The sequence below is a fragment of the Kitasatospora sp. NPDC004614 genome, assembly GCF_042873675.1.
GTDB lineage: Bacteria > Actinomycetota > Actinomycetes > Streptomycetales > Streptomycetaceae > Kitasatospora.
The window spans coordinates 231947-252469 of the sequence record NZ_JBIALR010000009.1; the positions used below are offsets into that span (position 1 = coordinate 231947).

21 protein-coding genes and 1 pseudogene are annotated in these 20523 nt (G+C 72.3%); 5 read left to right on the plus strand and 17 right to left on the minus strand.

What is annotated here, in order from left to right; all coding sequences use genetic code 11:
• Positions 1–43: 43 nt before the first annotated feature.
• The 3 genes and pseudogenes from ACFYST_RS20880 to ACFYST_RS20890 all read right to left on the minus strand — a co-directional run.
• Complete coding sequence (locus tag ACFYST_RS20880) at positions 44–2464, minus strand: tetratricopeptide repeat protein (RefSeq protein WP_387864339.1); 2421 nt, start codon at positions 2462–2464, stop codon at positions 44–46.
• A complete protein-coding gene (locus ACFYST_RS20885) occupies positions 2461–4215 on the minus strand; it encodes a trypsin-like peptidase domain-containing protein (RefSeq protein WP_387864342.1) in 1755 nt (584 codons plus the stop codon). The genes ACFYST_RS20880 and ACFYST_RS20885 overlap by 4 nt, the downstream gene beginning before the upstream one ends.
• A 123-nt stretch (positions 4216–4338) precedes the next feature.
• Positions 4339–4431, minus strand: a pseudogene (locus tag ACFYST_RS20890) (BBE domain-containing protein); the annotation flags it as partial.
• Positions 4432–4884: 453 nt separating this feature from the next.
• On the opposite strand from ACFYST_RS20890, the gene ACFYST_RS20895 reads away from it, so the two are divergent.
• Positions 4885–5745: a universal stress protein gene (locus ACFYST_RS20895; RefSeq protein ID WP_387864344.1), complete on the plus strand. Its 861-nt coding sequence runs from the start codon at positions 4885–4887 to the stop codon at positions 5743–5745.
• Positions 5746–5867: 122 nt separating this feature from the next.
• On the opposite strand, the gene ACFYST_RS20900 is transcribed toward ACFYST_RS20895, so the two are convergent.
• Positions 5868–6113 (minus strand): hypothetical protein, encoded by a 246-nt coding sequence (locus ACFYST_RS20900; protein WP_387864346.1) that lies wholly within the window; start codon positions 6111–6113, stop codon positions 5868–5870.
• Between the two features lie 175 nt (positions 6114–6288).
• Between ACFYST_RS20900 and ACFYST_RS20905 the strand changes: the two genes are divergently transcribed.
• Complete coding sequence (locus tag ACFYST_RS20905; RefSeq protein WP_387864349.1) at positions 6289–6969, plus strand: YoaK family protein; 681 nt, start codon at positions 6289–6291, stop codon at positions 6967–6969.
• Between the two features lie 47 nt (positions 6970–7016).
• Here ACFYST_RS20905 and ACFYST_RS20910 read toward each other — a convergent pair whose 3' ends face one another.
• From ACFYST_RS20910 to ACFYST_RS20925, 4 genes are read right to left on the minus strand one after another with little or no spacing between them, the layout of a single operon-like run.
• Positions 7017–7514, minus strand: coding sequence for a hypothetical protein (locus ACFYST_RS20910; RefSeq protein ID WP_387864350.1), 498 nt, complete (start codon positions 7512–7514; stop codon positions 7017–7019).
• A gap of 57 nt (positions 7515–7571) precedes the next feature.
• On the minus strand, positions 7572–7931 hold the full coding sequence (locus ACFYST_RS20915) for a hypothetical protein (RefSeq protein WP_387864353.1): 360 nt from the start codon (positions 7929–7931) through the stop codon (positions 7572–7574).
• Positions 7932–7971: 40 nt separating this feature from the next.
• Positions 7972–8628, minus strand: a complete 657-nt coding sequence (locus ACFYST_RS20920) for a hypothetical protein (protein WP_387647135.1) — start codon at positions 8626–8628, stop codon at positions 7972–7974.
• Complete coding sequence (locus tag ACFYST_RS20925; protein WP_387864410.1) at positions 8625–9254, minus strand: hypothetical protein; 630 nt, start codon at positions 9252–9254, stop codon at positions 8625–8627. The genes ACFYST_RS20920 and ACFYST_RS20925 overlap by 4 nt, the downstream gene beginning before the upstream one ends.
• A 331-nt stretch (positions 9255–9585) precedes the next feature.
• Between ACFYST_RS20925 and ACFYST_RS20930 the strand changes: the two genes are divergently transcribed.
• Positions 9586–9867: a hypothetical protein gene (locus ACFYST_RS20930; RefSeq protein WP_387864354.1), complete on the plus strand. Its 282-nt coding sequence runs from the start codon at positions 9586–9588 to the stop codon at positions 9865–9867.
• A gap of 226 nt (positions 9868–10093) precedes the next feature.
• The gene (locus ACFYST_RS20935) at positions 10094–10735 is read left to right on the plus strand and encodes a carbonic anhydrase (RefSeq protein ID WP_387647140.1); all 642 of its coding nucleotides are present in this window, start codon (positions 10094–10096) and stop codon (positions 10733–10735) included.
• 54 nt (positions 10736–10789) lie between these two features.
• Here ACFYST_RS20935 and ACFYST_RS20940 read toward each other — a convergent pair whose 3' ends face one another.
• The 6 genes from ACFYST_RS20940 to ACFYST_RS20965 all read right to left on the minus strand — a co-directional run bounded on the left by ACFYST_RS20940 (position 10790) and on the right by ACFYST_RS20965 (position 16915).
• A complete protein-coding gene (locus ACFYST_RS20940) occupies positions 10790–11251 on the minus strand; it encodes a Pycsar system effector family protein (protein WP_387864412.1) in 462 nt (153 codons plus the stop codon).
• A gap of 104 nt (positions 11252–11355) precedes the next feature.
• Positions 11356–12312 carry a hypothetical protein gene (locus ACFYST_RS20945; RefSeq protein ID WP_387864357.1) on the minus strand — a complete coding sequence of 319 codons (957 nt, stop codon included), beginning with the start codon at positions 12310–12312 and terminating at the stop codon, positions 11356–11358.
• Positions 12302–14461 (minus strand): hypothetical protein, encoded by a 2160-nt coding sequence (locus ACFYST_RS20950; protein WP_387864359.1) that lies wholly within the window; start codon positions 14459–14461, stop codon positions 12302–12304. Before ACFYST_RS20950 ends, ACFYST_RS20945 begins: the two co-directional genes overlap by 11 nt.
• Entirely contained in the window at positions 14458–15483 is a 1026-nt protein-coding gene (locus ACFYST_RS20955; RefSeq protein WP_387864413.1) for a hypothetical protein, read from the minus strand. Before ACFYST_RS20955 ends, ACFYST_RS20950 begins: the two co-directional genes overlap by 4 nt.
• A gap of 168 nt (positions 15484–15651) precedes the next feature.
• On the minus strand, positions 15652–16332 hold the full coding sequence (locus ACFYST_RS20960) for a Crp/Fnr family transcriptional regulator (protein ID WP_387647150.1): 681 nt from the start codon (positions 16330–16332) through the stop codon (positions 15652–15654).
• A gap of 259 nt (positions 16333–16591) precedes the next feature.
• Entirely contained in the window at positions 16592–16915 is a 324-nt protein-coding gene (locus tag ACFYST_RS20965; protein WP_387864361.1) for a hypothetical protein, read from the minus strand.
• Between the two features lie 177 nt (positions 16916–17092).
• Between ACFYST_RS20965 and ACFYST_RS20970 the strand changes: the two genes are divergently transcribed.
• Complete coding sequence (locus ACFYST_RS20970) at positions 17093–18229, plus strand: alpha/beta hydrolase family protein (RefSeq protein ID WP_387864363.1); 1137 nt, start codon at positions 17093–17095, stop codon at positions 18227–18229.
• A gap of 10 nt (positions 18230–18239) precedes the next feature.
• On the opposite strand, the gene ACFYST_RS20975 is transcribed toward ACFYST_RS20970, so the two are convergent.
• From ACFYST_RS20975 to ACFYST_RS20985, 3 genes are all read right to left on the minus strand, one after another.
• Positions 18240–18806, minus strand: a complete 567-nt coding sequence (locus ACFYST_RS20975; RefSeq protein WP_387864366.1) for a dihydrofolate reductase family protein — start codon at positions 18804–18806, stop codon at positions 18240–18242.
• Between the two features lie 87 nt (positions 18807–18893).
• Positions 18894–20153 carry an RNA polymerase sigma factor gene (locus ACFYST_RS20980; RefSeq protein ID WP_387864369.1) on the minus strand — a complete coding sequence of 420 codons (1260 nt, stop codon included), beginning with the start codon at positions 20151–20153 and terminating at the stop codon, positions 18894–18896.
• Positions 20150–20503 carry a YciI family protein gene (locus tag ACFYST_RS20985; protein ID WP_387864371.1) on the minus strand — a complete coding sequence of 118 codons (354 nt, stop codon included), beginning with the start codon at positions 20501–20503 and terminating at the stop codon, positions 20150–20152. The genes ACFYST_RS20980 and ACFYST_RS20985 overlap by 4 nt, the downstream gene beginning before the upstream one ends.
• Positions 20504–20523: the final 20 nt, after the last annotated feature.

Below are 20523 nucleotides of genomic sequence, written 5' to 3' on the forward strand. Positions count from 1 at the left end.
CCGTTCGTAGAGAAAGATTGACGATCCGTCGGAGCGTGCGGGTTCACTGCGTGGTGACCGGTCTTACGGCGTTGGCCAGGTCGACGAGCACGGTGTGGCGCATCTCGTCCGGTGCCCACTGGGCGAACGCCCGGTATTCCTTCTCCAGCCGCGACCGGAGTTCGTGCTCGGTGGCTTCGTCCTCGGACGCGGTGCGGTCCGGTCGCGCGGTGCGCCGGCGGTCGAGCCTGGCCTCCGCGATCAGGGCGGCGAGCCGGCGCCGTTCGGGTTCGTCCAACGGCAGTGTGGCCAGCGCCTGTTCGGCTTCGGCGAGGTCCGTGCGGCCGGGCAGGCCCTCGGGGCCGGCGCCGAGCCGCCCGGTGTGGATCCGCAGCGCGGCGATCCGGGCCGCCCGGTGGTGCGGCGAGGTGTCGGGTATCTCCCGCAGCGCCGAGACCGCGCCGGCCCGGTCGCCGCGGCGGAGCCTGGTCCGGGCGTGGCCGAAGGCGGCGCTCTCGTGCCAGCTGTCGGTCCGCCACACCGACAGGTAGGCGGCCGCTGCGGCGTCGAGTTCCTCGTCGGTCGCCGCCCGGTACTCGGCGCACAGGGCCAGCGCGAGCTTCGGCGCGAGCTCACCCGGCAGCATCCGGTGGCAGGCGGTGAACATCTTCTCCGCGCCGCCGAACTGCCGCTCGGCCAGGGCTGTCAGCCCCTCGTGCCAGTTGAGCCGCCAGCCGGGCCGCAGCAGGCCCCTCGCCCGGTCCAGCGCGGCGCGGGCCGCTTCGAGGTCGTCGAGCCGCAGGTGGAGCCGGCAGCGCAGCAACTCGACCTCGGGCGAGGGGACGCGGGCGGCGGCCGGGGCCGCGTCGGTGTAGGAGGCGAGCTGGGAGAGGGCGACGGCCGGATCGGCGCTGACCGAGGCCCGGAGGAACCCGGCGGCGGGATCGCGGGCGTCGACCAGCGGCTCGGGCAGCCCGGCCGCCGCCATGACCGGCGCGGGCGGGGCGGTGACGAGCGGACGGCAGCTGCCCTCGGCGGCCGCCCGCAGCGCCGCGGTGCTCGTCCACCGGTCGAGCGGCGGCACCGTCCCGAGTCCGGGGTCGAGCAGCGTGGTGGAGCGGGCGAAGAGCAGCGACGGCGCGGTGTACTGGGTGCCGTCGCGCCTGGAGACCAACTCGCGCAGCACGCCGCTCAGTTGGCCCGCCATCTCGGCCGCCGAGCCGAACCGCAGCTGCGGATCGGCGTTGGTGGCGCGGCTGATGAGCTGACGCAGTGAGGTGAAGCGGGCATGGTCCGGGTCGGCGGTGTACCACCCGAGGAGCGACTCCAGGGTCCGGCCCACCGTGTGGAGGTCGGTGGCGACGGTGGGCCCGGTGTCCAGCAGCTCCGGGGCCCGGTAGTCCTCCGAGTACGCCCACCTGCCCGGCTTCCCGGCCTCGCGCACCGCGCCGAGGTCGATCAGCTTGATCCGGGAGCCGTACACCATCAGGTTGCTCGGCTTCAGGTCGCAGAACAGGTACTGGCGGTCGTGCAGGTACTGGAACGCCCGGAGCACGCACAGGACGTAGCCGATGATCTGCTCGGTCTCCAGCTTGCCGAACAGGTCCGGGCGCTCCAGGGAGTAGCCGGGCAGGTACTCCATCACCAGGTAGCCGTGGTAGCCGTGCCGGGACCCGCCCGCCGGCTCGTGCGTGACGAAGTCGTAGATGTCGACGATGTCGGCGTGCCTGAGCTCGATCAGGAACCGCTTCTCCTCGGCGGCGTCCTCGACATGTACGGGGTCCTCCGCGTCGATCAGGCCTTTGAGCGCCACCGGACGGTTGTTCAGGCGCTCGTCGTGGGCGAGGTAGACCCAGCCGAAGCCGCCGTGCCCGATACAGCCCGCGACCCGGTAGCGGTCCGACAGCAGCTCGCCCGGGCTGAGTCTCGGCACGAACGAGTAGGCCGTTCCGTCGTACGGGCAGCGCCCCTCCAACAGGCTCGGCTGGCCGTCGAGGCCGGTGCCCACCGGGCGGCCGCAGGCGGGGTTGGGGCAGACCCTCCGCTCCTCCGGGATCTGCGGCATGGCCTTGACCGCCTGGCCCGGCTCCGGTCCGTCGATGGTCGGCAGCGTGACGAGGCCCAGCCCCCACCATGGATCGTCGCCGAACTGGCGTGGCGGCTGGACGAGTTCTGCGCGGCGCCCGGACGGCACCACGCCGCGCTCCGTGCCCACCGGCACCACGCCGAAGCCCGTGCCCACCGGCACCACGCCGCGACCTGTGCCCACCGGCGCCGACCGCACCGGGGCCACGCCGCGCTCCGTGCCCACCGGCACCGAGCGCACCGAGCGCACCGACCGCACCGACCGCACCGGGGCCTGTTCCCCGGCCGGCGGCCGGCCGGCGCCCGCCGGCGGGGCCACCAGTGGCGGGAGCAGGCAGCGCCGGCAGTAGCCGGTCGCGTCGAGTTCGCCACCGCAGCCAGGACGGTTGCACCGGTTCATGCCTGTCTCCCGTCGATCACGCGTCGAACGGCCTGGTGGTACTCCTCGACCCGGAGCTCGGCGAGGGGCAGATCGCATTCACCGCTGTAGAGCAGCCGCCGGGCCGCCTCGTACGGCTCGCCCAGTTCCTCGATCAGGCCGCGCCCCGCGGCCTCCGAGCGGTAGGCGTCCAGCCGCCCCCGGGCCCGGTCGCGCCGGGCGAGCAGGGCCGTGCACGCGGCGTGCAGGCGCCGGGCCCGCGCCAGCGACCGGGCGGCCGCCTCCTCGCAGGCATGGAGTTCGCCCAGCAGCCGTCCCCGGAGGGCGGATCCGGCGTTGGCCGGGCCGGCACCATCGTGGTGCTGGGTGTCCCGCAGCACCCGCAGGCGGACCGCAAGCGCGGCGGCGCCGGCGACCTGCGGCGGCGGCGTGCCGAGGATCCGCGGTGCGACGTGGTCGCGGCACACCCGGGCGTCGCGCTCGGCCGCCTCGACCTCCTCCACCAACCGGTCGAGCCGCTCGAGTCGCTGGCCGAACCGTGTCGCCCCGCCGTGCCCACCGCCCCGCTGACCGCCCGGCGGGGCGGTCGCGGCGGGCCGCCCGAGGCTCGCCGCGACCGCGCTGCGGACGTAGCGCGGAGGGTCGCCGTGGTAGGCGAGCAGCAGGCGCACGCCGATGCTCGGCGCCCGCGCGGCGATCGGTTCGAGCAGCCGGTAGTACAGCTCAGCGGGGTCGGCCGCCAGGTCGACCGCGTTCACCACGACGACGATCGGTGAGCCCAACTCCTCCAGCTGGTGGAAGAGTTCATCGGTGACGCGGTCGGTCAGCAGGCTCAGACTCTCCGCGAGCTGCTCGGCGACCTGCTCCGTCGTCCGCCCGGTCGCGTCGACGGCGGCGTCCACCTCACCCAGCTGGGGAACGGTGCCGGGCGGGGCGCCGGTGACGGTTTCGTCAGGGGCCGCCCGACGGTAGCCCGGCACCGTCAGGCCCACCAGACGGGACGTCAGCGCGACCGCGCCGCCACCGCCGATCGCACAGACCCCGCCCGGCCCACCGGACGCCAGCCAGCCGACCAGGTGCCGGGTCAGCGCAAGCTGCACCGGGTCGTCCAGGACCTCCGGGACCCGCGGCGACGACCAGTCGCTCGGCGCCACCTGCGAGGGCCGGCTCGCCAGATGCCCGTCGAGCACCGCGCTCGCGTACTTGTACAGCGTCCGGACCGCGATCATCCAGCTGCTCTCGGCGAGCGGCGCCCGGACCACCGCGATCACGCCGAGGATCTCACCACTCGCGGCGAGCGCCGCCGCACCGCTGAACCCGCGATCGACGCGCTGCTCCAGCACCGCGTCGAGCTGCACCCGCTCCCCCGTGAAGTCGTACGCGGCGATCTTCGCCCGAGCCAGCTGGCCGTTGTCGGTACCCGCCGGAAAGCCGAAGATCCGCACGATCTCGTCGTGCTGCCAGGTCCGTCGGATCCTCGCCCGCGGCGCGCCCGGCACCACGGACCGCAGGGCGAGAATCGCCACGTCCCCGCGCTGGTCCGGCAGCGGCGGCTGCCAGCAACTCTCGACAACGGTCGCCGGATGGGCCTCGTCCGGACGTCCGGCAATACGGACCCGGACCTCGCGATCGGCCCCGCGCACAGCGCCGATCGCCTCCTCGACCACATGCGCACACGTCAGCACATACTCGCCGTCGAGCATCGTCCCGGCACCATGCACGCGCCCCTGGGTGTCCTCGATGCGCGCGAGCCAAGGATCCTCCCGCCCCATGGCGAAAGACGTTACCGCCTAAGTGATCTGACGAACACTCACTTCACATGATCACATCATTTGTGGACACACCGAAGGATTCGGCTGCGGCTCCGGATACTCGATTCGGGCCTGCATGCCAGGTCAGCGCGGCAGTTCGATCGACAGGGCGTGCCGGAAGACGTCGCGCGGGTCCCAGCGGGCCTTGACGCGTTGCAGGCGCGGGTAGTTCTGCTTGTTATCACGAGATCGACGCCTCTCCCCAGCTCAGGGGCGTGATCCAACATCCGGGGTCAGCAAAAGGTCAGCAAGATTCCGGAGGTTCCACTGGGCGGCCGAATGGCCTCCCGCCCGACACCTCGCGGGCGGGGCACCCAGCGGATCGACCAACCCGGTCATCGACCACCACATGGTCTATGCCCTCCTGTCGATCGTCCTCGCGGCCGCGCAGGCCGGTGACCGCTGGGGCCTGGGCCGCTGGTGGGCCACCCTGCCGGTGGCCCGGTCCCGCCGCTGGCTGCGCTGAGCAGCCCGCCGACGCCACCCGGCCCCATGCCAAGTCCTGCTGCGAAGAAGGACCTTGGGTTCCGCGCGAGGGACCGTCGGGCCCTGTCGGGGCGGTCGCTGCGAGCAGCAGCATGGATCCCGGAGGCGGGACACCAGGTCACCGCCCGACAGAACGGAACGGCCATGGCCCACGGAATCGTCACCGGGTTCGACGGATCGGCGCGGTCCGAAACCGCAGTCGGCTGGGCCGCCGCCGAGGCGGCCCGGCAGGGCGAACCGCTGCGGATCGTGCACGCCTGGCCCTGGCTCGGCTCGGCCTGGAGTGACGGGCCCGCGGCGGCTCCCCACCGCGGCGCCCTGCTGGAGTTGGAAGAGGTCGCTGACCGGCTGCGCGGCGTTCACCCCGCGCTGGACGTCGTCACCGAGGCGGTGGCCGACGACCCCGCCGACGCCCTGCTCGCCCGTGCCGCGGAGCACCGGCTCGTCGTGCTGGGCTCACGCGGCCTCGGCGGTTTCGCCGGCCTGGTGGTGGGCTCCGTCGGCCTGGCCGTGGCCGCCCGCAGCACCACCCCGGTGGTGCTGGTCCGCGACGGCGCGCCCGCAGCTCCTGCCGACGCCGCCGACCGCCCCGAGATCGTCGTGGGCGTGGCCGGTGAGTCCTCCGCGGCGGTGCTGGAATTCGCGTTCGCCGAGGCCGAGCGCCGGGGGGCGCGAGTACGGGCAGTGCACGGATGGGAGGCGGTCCCGTTCTGGACCGCGGCAGGCTGGATGCCGCCGCAGGAGGACGTGGAACTCCGGGGCGCCGAGCTCATGGACGTGCTGGCCAAGGCGCTCGCGCCGGTCCGGGCGGCACATCCCCGCGTCGAGGCCGTCGCCGAGACCAGGACCGGCGGTGCCGCGCACGCGCTGGTCGCCGCCTCGGCCCAGGCCGACCTGGTCGTGGTGGGCCGCCGGCAGCACCGCCTCGGCACCCGGCTCGGCGCTGTCGCCCACGCGGCGATCCACCACTGCACCGCCCCGGTCGCCGTCGTCCCGCACGACTGAGATCGCCGCCTTCCCGTGGGCGCAGCCTTCGTCCTCTCCGGCCGACATGCCGGCAACCCGGCAGCCGCTGACTGACCGTGAAGTAGATCGAGTACCCGGCCCGGCAGACCCGTGGTCCCGGGTCACGGACGCGCATGCGGCCGGCTGGTTCCGCCAGGTCTCCCGCAGAACCGGTGGTTGTCGCCCCGCAGCAGGCTCTCGTACCGCGGATCCCCCGGCCGCACCGGCGCCGGCCCGAACGTCTCCGGATCCCGCCCGGACGGCGCGCCCGCAGCGACGGCCGGTGACGCGACGGCCACCAGGCTTGCGGCGGCGGTCAGCAGGCCGCGACGGTTCAGCTGCGCGCCGGACGATTCCCACTGGTTCATCGTCATTCCCCGTACGCCGAAGGCCGGTTACGTCGATGGGCACCAGCATGCCCGCAGGCGCGGCCCGCGCCCGGCGTTCGACCGGACGTGTCGGCCGCTTGTGGGGTCCATCGGTGTGCGGCGGTGCCCTGGCAGGCTACTGACCAGCCGCCAGTCCGTCCGCCCCGGAGGAGCCGTGCCCGCGTCCGCCGCAAACCCGCCGCCTTCCCGGCCGATCGGCGCGGCCACCGAGGACGGCGACCCGCTGGCCCTCGCACTGTTCGGGCTCACGGCGGTGAGCGGACTGATCGACGCCGTCAGCTACCTCGGGCTCGACCACGTGTTCGCCGCCAACATGACGGGCAACGTGGTCGTCATCGGCTTCGCGCTGGCCGGCGCGCCCGGATTCTCCACCCTCGGCTCACTCACCTCGCTCGGCGCGTTCCTGCTCGGTGCGGCCCTCGGCGGACGCCTCACCACCGGCCGCCTCCGACCGGCCCTCGCCGCCGAAACCCTGCTCCACCTCGCCGCCGCAGCCGTGGCCTTCGCCGTGGGCACCGGCGGCGCCGTGCAGTACGGCGTGATCGCCCTGCTCGCCGTCGCCATGGGACTGCGCAACGCCACCGTCCGCAGCCTCGGCGTCCCCGACCTCACCACCACCGTCCTGACCATGACCCTCACCGGCCTCGCCGCCGACACCCGCCTGGCCGGCCACCACTCCCCCCACCAGCGCCGCCGCGTCCTCGCCACCCTCACCATGACCGCCGGCACCGCCCCGGGCGCCCTCCTCGTCCTGCACCACCACCTCCCCTGGGCGCTTCTCCTCGCCGCCACCATCACGGCGGCGACGGCCGTCCTCTACCGCCAACCCGCCTGACGGCGGAAGCCCAACGGGCCGTCCCCGCACCGCCGTTCAGGCATGCCCTAGCTGAGTATCAGGTTCTCGCCAGGACCGAACCTGAGGCCCATGGCCTTGACCAGGGCGAATATCAAGTCCTCAGCAAACGGGTCGCTCTCCGCGACCAGGGCAGCCCGAACGGCGGCCGGATCGGGCCGCAGCCCGGCCTCCTCCGCCCAGGCCACGGCCTTGCGGCCGACCTCGTCGGGCTCGCCGATCCACCACTCGGGGACCTGGTGATCCCGCGCCATTTCCGGAGACAGCACACCGCGCCAACCCAGGTCGGCCAGACCCTTGGCCTCCACCCAGGCGAGGTCGCTGTCGTGGACGTGCATCTCAAGCACCGGACCCCCCGTCTCCGCGACGATCGCGTCCGGGGTCTTGTCGTCCGTGTGCATCTGAAGGATCTGCCACGCCCCGTCCGTGGCCAACCAGTAGAGCGGCGCACCCGCTGCCCGAACCGATGCCAACTCGTTCAACGGCCGGTCGACCCGCGCCACGACAAAAGATCCCGAGAACCCCATGGGCCGAGACCGTAACCCCGCCCGCCAACACCCGCCCCGGCCATGTACCCGGCATGACTACCAGACGACGATCCCGCCGCCCACCGCCTTGGCGCGGCGCGCGGCAGCGACGATGTTGTCGAACCGCTCGGCGACGTAGTCGGCGTCGTAACCGCCCTGCGCGGCCAGCTGGTCGAGATGCGGGCGGACGAGGTCGCACTCGGCGAGGAACTCGTCGATCTCGTCCGGCTCCGCGTAGAGGTCGTAGCCGTCGAGCCGCGGGAAGAACCGGGCGCCCAGGTCCCGCATCGCCTCGGATCCCCAGAGCCGCTTCCGGGTGCTCTCGAAACCGGCCAGGGTCTTGCCGTACGCGGGGTCCTCCAGGAAGTCGCATCCGCCGTCGGCGGCGCGGAGGAAGGTGTGTACGAGGAGACTCACGGGTCAGTTCCTGTCGTTCGGGGTGCGGGGGACGCGTGCATCAGCTCGCGGGCCAGTGCGGGTTGGGCCTGCCATCATCGCCCATGTGCGCCCGCCGCCAGATCGCGGGCCAGCTGTTCGTGACCGTGGGCTCGAGCGGGTGCCACCGCCCGCACGGGCATGGTGCCGTCACCCACGAGCAGCGGGCGCACAGCTCGATCCAGCCGTGCCCGGTCGCGTGCGATGTCGGCGCGCCCTCGTCCCCGCAGGCCGGGCAGCCGGGGAGTTCGGCGCCGTCGAGGAGCGCGTTCTGGCGCCGGACGTACGCGGCCAGGTGCAGCGACGGGTGGCGGAACGGGTCGTCGCACCAGACGCGCTCCGGCCAATTCTCCGACCCGTTCCACAGCCACCACGGCCGGGGGTTCGGTACGGCCCGCCGCCCGGCCCGCTTCTCCGCGCGGCGTTGCTCTGCGAACTGCTCCGCCCGCTCGCGCCACAGCAGCCTGGCCTCGTGCAGTTCCTCCACTGCCCGCAGCAGCGAGTCCGGGTCCGCCTCCAGGCGCCGGGGGATGCGGGCGCTGAGGGTGAGGTGGTGGTAGGTCGCACGGAAGCCGTAGGGGGCGAATTCGGTGACGCAGGTGCGCAGCGCGCTGTGCCGCCGGTGGACGGGGAGCCGGTCGTCGTGCACGCGGGCCCGGTGGGTCCGGAAGCTGGTCATTCGGCGAGCTCCAGGTCCTGGTCCAGGTCCAGCGCTCGGGACAGGGCTGCGGTGACAGCGGCGGCGTGGGTCGGCAGGTGCTGCTCGGCCCAGGCTGCGGCAAGCCCGAGGAAGTCCCGCAGGTCCTGCTCGGCGCCGGCGACGAGTGCGCGTACCTCGTCCACCGGCAGTTCGATCACCGGGCCGGCGCTCTCGGCCTCGGCGTCGAGCGTCAGCCGGACGGTGCCGCCAACGCGTTCGGCCAGCGGGGACGGGTCGTGGCCGAAGGTGGCGCTGCCCCCGACCTCCAGCGCGTCCAGCCAGTCCCGCCAGGTCTCCAGCCCGTTGCAGCAGCCGGGCTCGAAAACGGTGCCGGTCGCGGTGTCGGTCAACCGGAGGCCGCCGGCGGCGAACAGGTCCGGCATGGTGAGCAGCCCGTGCAGGAACATACCGAGCGGATCGGTCGGGCACGGCCCGTGCTCTTCCTCCGGCTCGAAGTCGTTGCAGTCGGCGATCCGCTTGACTGCCGTGCCGACCTCCGCCGGCGTCAACTTCCCGTTCAGTGCCAGGACCCCGTACGGCTCGTGGTTGCCGACTGGCCAGAGCGTGAAGTCGTCGTCGGCGAAGATCTCCAGAACGGGCTGCATGATGATCACACGGGGATGATGCCGGACCCGATTGCCACCTCGCCACGGAGTTCCGCGCTCGACGCTCGACGCTCGGCCGCCCGACGGCGAAGCGGCCGGACGGCGAAGCGGCCCGACGGGGCGGCCTCGCCGAGGAGTTGGCGCAGCTCGGCCCGGCATCCCGAGCGGCCCTCCCTCGCTGCCGAGGGCACGCCACCGCGCCGCGAGTCCGATTCCAGCCATCCTCCGGCGCCAATTGGTACATACCATTGACGCGCTCAACTCAACCCCGGCAAGATCCCTCCCGGCCCACCCACGGCCGCCCCGAACCTCCCTACCCAGAGGAGCCCCCGTGCCCGTCCGCCGCGCCGCCAAGGCCATGTCCGCTCTCGCCCTCGGGGGTGCGCTGGTGGCCGGAATGACCGGCACCGCCTCCGCCGCGGGGATCGCCGACCTGACGGGCATGGGCTGCCCGGACTACTACACCAACTACTACGGCAACGGCGGGTTCGTGCAGACCCTGGCGTACACGTTCACCGGCGGCAACGGGGCCCGGTACGGCCACTACAACGTGGTGTTCCGCAACAACTACGGCGAGACCACCGAGGGCTACCGCGAGTACCGCTGCTACTGAGCGGTGCCGGCCCGGTGCATCGTCAACGCGTTCGCGGCCGGCCGGCGGGATCGATGGTGTCCGCACCAACGGCGCAGTTCCTGCATAATTATCGCCGCCGCCACACCGATATCCGAACGATTCCGGCCATTTTCGACCGGTTCGTCCCGTTCCGTGAGCGGCTCCGGCGCGTCCAGGAGGTGGCCCGGACGAGCCTGCCCCTAGCCGGGGGACGTAGTCTGCGGGCATGACAGACGCCGCGAACCTCACTCCCCGGGAAGCCTTCGAGATGCTGCTGGCGGGCAATGGCAGGTTCGTCGCCGGTAGCCCCTACCACCCGAACCAGGATGCGGCCCGCCGCACCCAGACGGCGCCGGCGCAGGCACCGTTCGCGGTGCTGTTCGGCTGCTCCGACTCCCGACTCGCCGCCGAGATCATCTTCGACCAGGGCCTCGGTGACCTGTTCGTGGTCCGCACCGCCGGCCACGTGCTCGGTCCCGAGGTGCTCGGCAGCATCGAATACGGCGTGAGCCTGCTGGGCACCCCGCTGGTCGTGGTCCTCGGGCACGACTCCTGCGGCGCCGTCGCCGCCACCCGCGAGGCGGTCGCCGCCGGCGCCACCGGCGAGGGCTTCGTCCGCGACGTGATCGAACGGGTCACCCCGAGCGTGCTCGCCGCGAACGCCGCCGGACACACCGACAACTCCCACTTCATCAACGAGCACATAAGGCACACCGTCGCCCTGCTGATGGAGCGCTCGCGCATCCTCTCCGACGCGGTCGACGCCGGACGCACCGCCGTCGTCGGCCTCTCCTACCGCCTGGTGGACGGCACCGCCCACCTGGTCACCACCCGCGGCCTCGACCTCCCGGCCCCCGCCGCCGCCTGACCACCCCGGCACCCACCCGCAGCCCCGGCCCGACCAGGCCGGGGCTGCGGCGTGTCAGACCGGCCGCAGCACCGCGCCGAACTGCATCAGGGCGAGCAGCAGCAGCGTCGTGCCCGCCTCGATCCAGCGGTACTTCGAACGGATGATCGCACTGGTCCCGATCAGCGAGGACAGCAATGCCCGCCCCGGATCCCGCCCGGACGCCTCGAACTCGCCGCCCAGCCGCTCGGCGCCGTCCGCCGCGGTGATGTGCTCGAAGTAGCCGGGCGCGCCGGTCGCCCTGGACCGCCCCCGGCGGCGGCGCGGCACGATCGCGGCGACGAAGCACGCAACGGCCAGCAGCGCACTCATCGCCGTCGTCCACCACAGCAGGTGCGCGGGCCAGGACCCGCCACCGCCGTCGCGGCTCAACGGGAGGAACGCCCCGAACGCCGCACCCGTGAAGCCCAGCAGCACCGCGGCCTTCGCGTCGGCCCGGCCGAGCTCGGCGCTGTTGGCCGCCGCCAGCCGTTCCATGGCTGCCACCGCCCGTGCGCTGCGCGACGCCGGCCCCACGTGCGCGCCATCCCGCCGCCGACGCAACGCCGCCGCGGTCGTGCGATGCCGGACGGGTAACCGCATCACCGCGCCACCCCGTTCAGCCGGTCACCGGCCACCCGGCCGTTCAGGCCGCCGCCGGTCCAGTCGTGGCCGGGTGGCGGCGTCTGCGGAGCGGGTGGCGGCGTCGGGCCGGGGACGCGGCGGCCGAGTGCGGACAGCCGGTCGTGCAGCAGCAGGGAGAGCTCGTCCTGCTCCTGCTGCGGCAGTTTGCCGAGCAGGCCCGCCAGTTGGTCCTGCCAGGTCGTCTCGCCGCGAATCAGGTCGGCGTGGCCGACCGCCCAGTCCAGCACCTGACTGACCTGCTCCGGATGGCGCACCAGCCAGAGCGCGGCGAGCGAGACGGGGCCCTCCTGGACGGCCTGCTTGCAGAACTCGTACTCCTCCCGGCTGTCGGTCCACGGGTACGGCGCACCCGCCTCCACCGGTTCGCCGAGCCGCAGTTCCTCCGCGTCCTCACGGGTGGAGACGTCCGTGACGCGGTACACCAGGCCGTGATCGGGCAGGCGGCGCGGCCCGCCGAGGTACTGAAGCAGGACGTCGGCGGTGACCCGCTTTCCGACGGCGGCGTACTCGTCGCCGATGTGCCCCAGGCACCGTTCGAGCTCCTTGCGGACCGGGTGCCAGCCGTACAGCGTGCCGCTGCGCACCACCTGCGCGGCGTCGTCCGCCCACCACAGCACCCGGACGTCGGTCGATGCGGTGCCGCGACCGGTCGGCAGACCGACGGTGCGGGAGCCGATGCGCTGGTCGAGGTCGACGTGGTACGCCTGGTCGTAGTCGCGCAGGCGCAGCCGGGCGGCCGGGAACTTGCCGAGGGCCGGGCCGCTCGGGTCGGCCCCGGCCCGGTGGAAGCCGCCGCTGCGGTCGCGCAGGACCAGCGCCCGGTTGCGCGGCGCGGACCAGCGGTGGCGTAGCACCTCCCGCCACAGGGCGCGCGGGGCCCGGACGTACAGCGGTGCGTCGTTCTCAGTGGACATCGGATCCTCCGTCCGGTGATGCGGGATAACTGCCGTTGGCCGCTTGGCGGTTGGTGCGCGGAGTTCCGCGGCGCCAGTCCTCCAGGGCCTGGCGGGCGATGTGACGGCCGGCCAGGTCGCCGTCGTAGCGGTCGATCTCGACGAACAGGGCGAAGACGCCGTGCCGCATGTCCTGGGCGAGGGCGGACAGCAGGGCCTCGACCGCCGGCCGGAACTCCTCGTCCCAAACAGCGGTGCGACACCAGTAGAGCAGGGCGAAGCAGATGGTGCGGAAGTGGCGCTCGTCATCGAGGAGTTGGCGGACCAGGGCGAGGACGGTGGCGGTGTGCTCGGTGACGGTGGTCAGATGCCGCTGGAACCAGGAATCGTCGCAGTACATCAGGCTGGGGAAGACCCACAGGAGGAGATCCGCGTCACCACCGGGCCGCTCGGCCCAAGTGGTGAGGGCGCGAAACACGAGTTCCTCGTTGCCAGCCGCGAAGAGCGCGGACAACGCCCTGCCCACTTCGCCCGCCACACCGGCCTCGTCGCCGTCCCGGCCCCGGTAGCAGCGGTGCAGCATGGTGAGCGCCACCTCCGGCCGGGCGAGACCGAAGTCCGTTCCGCAGGCTCGGGCGACCGTCCAGCGCCGGTACTTGCCGGCCTGGTAACTCCACTGATCCAGACGGTACTTGACCTCACTGGCGAGCACCGGTTCCTGCGCGGCGATGCCGAGCGCGTAGGCGGCGGCGCTCCGACTGCGGGCCCGGTCCGAGTCGGCCAGTGTCTCGATGTGGCGCAGCGCCCGCCGGCCGCCGCCCCAGCTGGCGGCCAGGCCCATCACCCGGCCGACCCGCTCGGCGAGGTCGCTGTCCCTGCCGGGGATGGTGTCCATCCACTCGGTGAGCAGTTCGGACGACCCGCCGTACTGCCGCCACAGGTGACGCAGCACGGTCTCGCTCTGTCGGTGCCGGGTGAAGTGCACTGGTTCTACCGTGTAGTTGAAGCCGGAGGTGTTGCGGATCTCCGGCGGCCCGCACTCGGCGCGCACCATCCTGAGGAGCTCTTCGAGCGGGCGGCGCAGCACGAACTTCGGGTTGGGACGGGTGCTGCGCTTGGCACCTTCGTCCTCGCCGGTCAGGACGGCGTCGAGTCGCCCGTCGGCCAGGGCCACGAGCCGCCTGGCCTCGTCCTGGACGATCCGGTGATCGAGCCCTTCGAGGACGCTGATGGCCAGCAGGAGTGCCAGGCCGTCGGGGTCGTTGCGGAGCCGGTCGAGCAGTTCCGGCACCTCGTCCTCGGCGAGGTAGCTGAGGCGCTCGCGCAGCGCCTCGGGGTCAGGGCCGTCGTCCCCGCCGGCGGCCACTTCGGCGACCAGTTCGGCGACCTGACTGGGCGTCAGCTCGCTGGTCAGTAGCGGCCTGAACCGGTCCTCCAAACGGTTGCGGCGCTGCTCGGACGGGACGGTGGCGGCCAGGCGGGCGTTGAAGACCTTGCTGGGTGTGGGCGGCGTGCAGCGGATCGGCTCGACGTGCAGCTCGCGGGTGAGGCTGCGGAGCCTGCTCGGCTCGTTGGGCAGGACGATCACCATGCAGGCGCCGGCGTCCTTGAGCTTGGCGCGCAGGTTCGCCAACACCGCGGGCCCGAAAGCCTGTTGAGGCAGTAGGCCGTTCACCAGGTAGCCCCGCACCTTGGTGTGGGTGGGCCGCCAGGAGGACAGGTCCACGCCGCTGTCGAGAGCGCGCAGGTCCAGGCTGTGGCCGCTGTGCCGGTACAGCAGGTTGAGCGCGGCGGTGCGGCGTCCGCTGCCGGGCTCGCCGGTCAGGAACAGGATCCGGGTGGAGAGTTCGGACAGCGCCTGCCGGAACCAGTCGGGTTCGGCGAATCCGAACCGCGCGTCGAGGATCTCCGCCTCCGTGATCGGCCCTTCGAAGGCCTCGACGCGGCGCGGCCCGGGGCCGCCGACCGATGCGCCGACGTTCTTCACCCGCTGGCCGCCGTACACGGAGCCGGTGTTGATGCTGCCGTTGGGGGCGTAGATGAACGGCTGCCCGCCCGCGAGGTGCTCCGCGAACCGGTCGGCGAACTCGTCGTCGTACATCTCCTCGTCGGGGTCGTCCGCGAAGGATTCCGCCGCCTGTTCGAGGGGTCCGGCATCGGGCGCGGTCACCGGCGCTTCTCCTTCTTGTTGCCGCGCACGGTGTCACCCTGGTTGCCGTGGACCGTACCGGCCTGGTTGCCGTTCACGGTGCCGGACTTGTTACCGCCGACGTAGTCACCGGCGATGCCGAGGCGGTCGCCGCCGATCTTGTCCCCGCCGAACCGGTCCCCGCCGATGCTGTCGCGGCCGGTGTTGGTGACGCTCTGACCGCCGTGCACGGTACCGGAGTTGATGATGCCCCGGTCGGCCCGCTGGGTGACGTGGGACCGCGCGGGCCGACCGACGCCCCGCTCGTCGGTGTCCGCGGCGGACTTCGCGGATTCGTGTTCGTCGACGACGCGGTCGCCGAGGATGCGGCGGTCGTAGAGGTTGCCGGAGGGCATCGGGACGTACAGCCAGGCGCGCTGGTCGAAGCGCTTGCCCTCGACGGTGGCGGGGACCTCGACGAAGTGGTCGGGGTGGCGGCCGGTGTAGCCGGAGGCGACGGCGTCCTGGTAGCAGCGGTCGGAGAGGATCGCGGCGACGTGGGTGATGCTTTCGCTGGACGCGGCCAACATCGCCTTGACGGGGCGGGAGTCGAGCAGCCGGTGGGTGTCGTTGCGCGGGGTGCCGTTGCCGTCGAACTCGTCGCCGGTGTCGGGCAGCGGGCCGATGTGCAGGCTGACCCGGAGCCGGGTGCGGACGGCGCCGGCCGAGTGGACGTTGAACTCGGTCAGCACGTCCTGCAGGGTGTGCAGCCAGGGGTGGATCAGGAACGGCATCCAGGCCGGGTCGAAGCCGAAGATGTAGCCGTCGCCGGTGGACGCGGGGAACCGCCGGTCGTCCCAGACGTGGGCCAGGCCGGCCCGTTCGAAGGAGCGCTCCAGCAGTTCCGGCACGGCCCGGCTGATCACCCCGTGCTCGATCGCGGGGTACCCGGTGAAGTCCTTGGCGTCGACGGCCACGAGCCCCCGGTAGGGCGGCAGTTGGCGGCTGCGACTGTGCGGCAGGGCGCTGGCCTGCGGCAGCGGCCGGTCGTACGGGCGGCGCATCGGCTCGTGCTCGTCGTACTGGTCGTACTGGTCGTACTGGGTCATGGCGGCACCTCGGAATCTTCTTGTGCGGACGAAGTGCCTCCAGCTTCCCGAGTTCGCGCGAGGCGGTGTGCTCGCGCAGTGCGAAAGGAGAGTGACGGGCGTCACAGCATGGCTGACGGCTGGTCAATGCCGTGGAGCCGCACGGCGCAGCGCGGGCAGGTCGGTGAGCAGGACGCGCTTCCGGGCGCTCTGCACGCCGAGCGGGGCGAGTTCACCCAGGCCGGTGCTGACGGTGTTCCGGGAGACGCCGAGGTGCTGGGCCAACTCCTCGCGGGTGAGGGCGAGTTCGACGGGTCCGCCGGGCGGTGCGGCGGAGAGGTCGGCGAGGGTGAGCAGGGCGGCGGCGAGGCGGGGCAGTATGTCACCGCCGGCCCGGGCGAGGTCGGACTCGCGCAGGCGGGCGAGGGCGTAGCGGACCAGGACGGGGTACAGGTTCTGGGCGGCGACGATGTGCAGGAACGTCGGTTTGGCGAGGACGGCGACCGTGCAGTCGGTGATCGAGAGCACGTTCGCCGACCGGGTACCGCCGTCGAGGACGGCCACTTCGCCGAGCAGTTCGCCGGGCCCGCGAAACGCCAACAGGGTGAGTTCGCCGCTGTGTTCGCGCCGCAGCACCTTCGCGACGCCGCCGAGCAGCGCCAGGACGTGCTGCCCCGTTTCGCCCTGCCTGAGCAGCGTGGAACCGATGGGGTGGCGGCGCACCAGTGCGCCGTCGAGCATCGCCGTCCAGGCGGGTTCGCCCAGCAGTTGGCGAAGCGTCTGGCTCTGGGTGTCGGGCGGGGGTGGCGCGGCGGTCTCGGTCACGGGAACGACCTTATGGCCGGGCGCGCACCCGGTGTAGGTGTTCCGTCACGGCCCATGTCGAACCGGTCCGTGCCGAACTGGCCCTGGTGGGACGGTCATTCGCGGCCGCCCGCGCCGAGCCGGCGGGCGAGGGCGCGGAGGGTGGTGCCGTCGGTGGCCTGCTCCATGACCGACCGGCTGACCGCTGACCCGGACAGAACCGGGCGACACCTCTGCCCGAAACCCCTCGCGGCAGCCTGAACCGGTATCGAACACCAACTCAGAGACCGAACGGGACACTCACGGAACCGTCCCAGTCCGGCGCCTCCCTGAGGACGAGCCCTCCATCCTCCATCTCGTCGACCCGCACCATGAGGCTGCCGCGATCCTCGCCGGGAAACGCGAGCGAGAAGTGGGGGTCCATCCCCATCAGGAAGTACCAGCCCTCACGCGCATCCGCGTCGAGGGCGAGGGAGTGCTCGCCGGACGCGTGCCACGCGCCCGCTTCATCGACCACCACGGTGATGTCGATGTCGAACTCGCCGAAGCACGTCGATGAATTGGCCCACCACTCAAGACGTGCCGGGCTCACGAATCGGTCCATGCGCACACTATGCACGCTGCCCCAACTCGCGTGCGGGTTCTCGCCTGTTGCCGTTCCCCCAACGTCCCGACACTGGCCCGTAGGGGTCGAAGCCCGCTTCCTCTCGCCATCTCAGTGGAATCACTTACGTCTCTGACGGGACGTCAATTTTCGTGCAGTCGACCTATGGTACGGCCCGTGATCCGAATCCGTCGCGCCGCCGCCGCAGCTGCGCTCCTGCTCGCCCTACCCCTGTCCACCGTCGCCGCCGCACCCGCTCTCGCCGCTCCTGCGGCGGGTTTCCACGTCGAACTCCCGCGCCCCACCGGGCCGTTCGCGGTGGGGCGGCAGATCCTGCACCTGACCGACCAGAGCCGGACCGACCCGTGGGTGCCGTCGGCCGGCCCGCGCCAACTCATGGTCTCGATGTACTACCCCGCCAAGCCGGGCACCGGCGGTCCGGCCCCGTACATGACCGCCGAGGCCGCCCGGCTCCTGCTGGACGGGAAGCTGCACGGCACCACCATCCCCACCGAGGTCGTCACCGGCGCCCGCACCTGGTCCAGGTCCGACGCCTTCCCCCGGCACGGCCGGTACCCACTGGTCGTCCTCTCGCCGGGCTTCACCATGCCGCGCAGCGAACTCACCGCCCTCGCCGAGGACTTGACCAGCCACGGCTACGTCGTCGCACTGGTCGACCACACCTACGAGAACACCGGCACCACCTTTCCCGACGGCCACACCACCACCTGCGTCGCTTGCGAGATACCGCTCACCGATGCCGTCCGGGAAGCCATCGAGAACGGCCGGGCGAAGGACGTCTCCTTCGTCATCGACCAACTCACCACGCACCCCCGCTACGCCCACCTGATCGACCGCACCCGGATCGGCATGGCCGGTCACTCCGCGGGCGGCGCCGCGGCCGTGCCCGCCCTGCTGTCCGACGACCGGATCCGGGCCGGCGTCGACCTCGACGGCAGCATGGACGTCCCTGTCCCGGCGACCGGCCTCAAGGGCAAGCCATTCCTGATGGTCGGCCGCGCAAACGCAGCCGGGGACGACTCCACCTGGACCAACACCTGGGCCCATCTCGACGGCTGGAAGCGCTGGTTGACGGTCACCGGCGCCAGTCACATGACCTTCACCGACAACCCGCTGTTCTTCGAAGAGCTCGGCATCCCCCAGCCTCCCGGCACCACCATGACAGCGGCGCGCGGTATCCAGCTCACCCGCCAGTACGTCGCGGCGTTCTTCGACCTCCAGCTGAAGGGCATCCCCCGGCCGGCCCTCGACGGCCCGACCGCCGCCAACCCGGAGATCGCCTTCCACCTGTAACGGCAAGAGCTCAGCGCCTCGTCCCGTACCTGGTCAGGACCACGCCGCCGGGAAACGTCCGTGTCTCCAGCAGGTTCAGGTTCACCCAGCTGTCCAGCGCGGTGAAGAACGGCGTGCCGCCGCCCACCAGGACCGGATGGGTGGCGATCACGTACTGGTCGATCAGGCCGGCGCGCATGGCCGCGCCGGCGAGCGTGGCGCCGCCGATGTTCATGGGGCGGCCGTCCTCGGCCTTGAGGCGAGTGATCTCGGCGATCGCGTCGCCGGTGACCAGGCGGGTGTTCCAGTCGACCTCGTGGATGGTCGAGGAGAACACCACCTTCGGCGTGTCCCGCCAGTTCCGCGCGAACTCGATCTCCGCCGGGGTGGCGCCCGGCCGCTGGTCGCCGGTCGGCCAGAAGGAGCTCATCGTCTGCCACAGTTTGCGGCCGTACAGCGTCAGGCCGCTCGCCCGCTCGTGGTCGAGCCACCACTGGAACAGTTCGCGGCTCGGCGGTCCGCTCCAGCCGATGTCGTCGTGCGCCGCAGCGATGTAGCCGTCCAGGGTCAGGTTCATGGCGTAGATCAGTTTCCGCACAGCCCGGCCTTCCATCCGTACTCGTACTCGTGTGCAGGGTCTCGCGCCGACGGGCACACCACCACCTGCGTCGCGCGGGCCCGGAGGTCAGCTTCCACCGGTGAGTTCCGCGAGTCTGCGGGCGAGCGTGGCCCGCTCCGGTTCGTTGCCGGCGTCGGCGAGGGCGAGGGCGGCCCGGTAGGCGGCGGCTGCTTCGGTGGTGCGGCCGAGCCTGCGCAGGAGGTCGGCGCGGGCGGCGGGGAGCAGATGGTAGCCGGGGAGTTGACCACTCTCGGTGAGGTCGTCCAGCAGGGTGAGTCCGGCCTCGTAGCCGTCGCACATGGCGATGGCGACGGCCCGGTTGAGTGCGACCAGAGGTGACGGTTCGAGCTCGAGCAGCACGTCGTAGAGCGCGACGATCTGCGGCCAGTCGGTGGTCTCGAAGTCGCCCGCCTCGTCGTGCAGCGCCGCGATCGCCGCCTGCACGGCGTACGGTCCGACGCCCGGTCCGGTGAGAACGGGGACGAGGAGCCGCTGTCCCTCGGCAATCAGGCCGGTGTCCCATCGGGCACGGTCCTGCTCGTCGAGGAGTACCTGGTTGCCCGCCGCGTCGGTCCGGGCCGCGCGGCGAGCGTCGGTGAGCAGGAGCAGCGCGAGCAGGCCGGTCACTTCGCGTTCGCGGGGCAGCAGTTGGTGCAGGATGCGGGCAAGTCGGATGGCTTCGTCGGCGAGGTCGGGGCGGAGCAGGTCGGTGCCGGAGCTGGCGGCGTAGCCCTCGGTGAAGACGAGGTAGACGACCCGCAGGACGCTGGGGAGCCGGGCGGGCAGTTCGTCCGGGCCGGGGACGCGGAACGGGATGCGGGTGCTGCGGATCTTGCTCTTCGCGCGGACGATGCGCTGGGCCATGGTCGCGGTGGGGACCAGGAAGGCGCGGGCGACCTCGGCGGTGGTGAGGCCCGCGAGGAAGCGCAGTGTGAGCGCGGTGCGGGCCTCGGGCGAGAGCGCGGGGTGGCAGCAGGTGAAGAACAGTTGCAGCCGCTCGTCGGGGATGTCGTCGAACCCCGGCCCGGCAGGGGGAACGGCCGCCCGGTCGCTCTCCACCTGGAGTTCCGCCAGCCGCTGCGCGTACGTGCGGTCGCGCCGGATCCGATCGATGGCCTTGCGGCGTGCGGTGGTGAGCAGCCAGGCCAGTGGCTTGTCCGGCACGCCGTCGATCGGCCACCGCTGGAGTGCGGCCTCGATGGCCTCGGAGGCGGTCTCCTCGGCCAGGTCGAGGTCGCCGAATCTGGCGGCGAGCAGAGCGAGCAGCCTGCTCCGGTCTTCGCGGAACACCGCCTCCACGGAGCGGGCCGCTCGCTGCTCATTCACGACTGGTGGTGCTCCCAGACGGTGCGGACCTCGACGTTGCCGTACTTGGACCCGGGGCAGCGGGCGGCCCAGTCGAGCGCGGCGTCGAGGTCGGGGACGTCGATCAGCAGGTAGCCGCCGACGATCTCCCGGGTTTCGGCGAACGGCCCGTCGGTGACGATGCGTTCGCCGTTCACGCGGACGTGCACGCTGGTCGCGTTCGAGGTGTCGAGCGCGTTGCCGTCGAGCTTGACGCCGGCGTCGCAGATGGCCTTGTCGAACGCCATGAACTCCTCGATGGTCGGCCCGTCGGCCGGCTGCTCCTCGGTGGAGTCGGGTGCGACGGTGTTGATCAGCAGCAGGTACTTCAAGGGTGCGCTCCTCGTGCGTC

What these genes read in the sequence shown, in the direction of transcription:
- ACFYST_RS20885 (WP_387864342.1), bottom strand. Translation starts at nt 4,215, where the DNA reads ATGGGGCGGGAGGATCCTTGGCTCGCGCGCATCGAGGACACCCAGGGG.
- ACFYST_RS20945 (WP_387864357.1), bottom strand. Translation starts at nt 12,312, where the DNA reads ATGTCCACTGAGAACGACGCACCGCTGTACGTCCGGGCCCCGCGCGCC.
- ACFYST_RS20940 (WP_387864412.1), bottom strand. Translation starts at nt 11,251, where the DNA reads ATGGAACGGCTGGCGGCGGCCAACAGCGCCGAGCTCGGCCGGGCCGAC.
- ACFYST_RS20920 (WP_387647135.1), bottom strand. Translation starts at nt 8,628, where the DNA reads ATGACCAGCTTCCGGACCCACCGGGCCCGCGTGCACGACGACCGGCTC.
- ACFYST_RS20965 (WP_387864361.1), bottom strand. Translation starts at nt 16,915, where the DNA reads ATGGACCGATTCGTGAGCCCGGCACGTCTTGAGTGGTGGGCCAATTCA.
- ACFYST_RS20895 (WP_387864344.1), top strand. Translation starts at nt 4,885, where the DNA reads ATGGCCCACGGAATCGTCACCGGGTTCGACGGATCGGCGCGGTCCGAA.
- ACFYST_RS20935 (WP_387647140.1), top strand. Translation starts at nt 10,094, where the DNA reads ATGACAGACGCCGCGAACCTCACTCCCCGGGAAGCCTTCGAGATGCTG.
- ACFYST_RS20880 (WP_387864339.1), bottom strand. Translation starts at nt 2,464, where the DNA reads ATGAACCGGTGCAACCGTCCTGGCTGCGGTGGCGAACTCGACGCGACC.
- ACFYST_RS20900 (WP_387864346.1), bottom strand. Translation starts at nt 6,113, where the DNA reads ATGAACCAGTGGGAATCGTCCGGCGCGCAGCTGAACCGTCGCGGCCTG.
- ACFYST_RS20910 (WP_387864350.1), bottom strand. Translation starts at nt 7,514, where the DNA reads ATGGGGTTCTCGGGATCTTTTGTCGTGGCGCGGGTCGACCGGCCGTTG.
- ACFYST_RS20925 (WP_387864410.1), bottom strand. Translation starts at nt 9,254, where the DNA reads ATGCAGCCCGTTCTGGAGATCTTCGCCGACGACGACTTCACGCTCTGG.
- ACFYST_RS20955 (WP_387864413.1), bottom strand. Translation starts at nt 15,483, where the DNA reads ATGCGCCGCCCGTACGACCGGCCGCTGCCGCAGGCCAGCGCCCTGCCG.